Origin of the sequence: Nocardia arseniciresistens (assembly GCF_046764875.1) — a bacterium.
Classification (GTDB): Bacteria; Actinomycetota; Actinomycetes; order Mycobacteriales; family Mycobacteriaceae; genus Nocardia; species Nocardia arseniciresistens.
Window position 1 is genome coordinate 1 of sequence record NZ_JBKORD010000050.1, and the last position, 560, is coordinate 560.

Genomic DNA, 560 nt, shown 5'->3' on the forward strand with positions numbered 1-560 from the left:
CGGTGTGGCAGCGTGCGGTTCTCGGTTCGGAGGATGATCCGGAGTCGTTGATTTCTCAGCAGATTCGTTATTGGTCTGTTGAGTTGGCGGATTTGCCGGATGAGTTGGTGTTGCCGGTGGATCGGGTGCGGCCGGCGGTGGCTAGTTTTGGTGGTGGCCGGGTAACGGTTGATGTTTCTGCTGATGTTCAGCAGCGGTTGATTGTGTTGGGGCGCAAGCACAATGCGTCGGTGTTCATGGTTTTGCATGGTGCGTTGGCGGTGTTGTTGGCGCGGTTGTCGGGTACTGATGATGTGGCGATCGGTACGCCGATTGCTGGTCGTGGTGAGCAGGCGCTCGATGATTTGGTCGGGATGTTCGTCAATACGTTGGTGTTGCGGTCGCGGGTGGATGGTGGTGAGTCGTTCACTGATTTCTTGGGTCGTGTTCGTGAGACGGATTTGGCGGCGTTCGGGCATGCGGATGTGCCGTTCGAGCGTTTGGTGGAGGTGTTGAATCCGGCTCGTTCGCAGGCTCGGCATCCGTTGTTCCAGGTGGTGCTGTCGGTACAGAACCTGGAT

General features: G+C 57.7%; 1 protein-coding gene. It reads left to right on the top strand.

Annotated elements, in window-relative coordinates; translation table 11 throughout:
* On the top strand, window positions 1-560 hold a 560-nt coding region (locus tag ACLMAJ_RS38025; protein ID WP_412018765.1), incomplete at both ends, for a condensation domain-containing protein.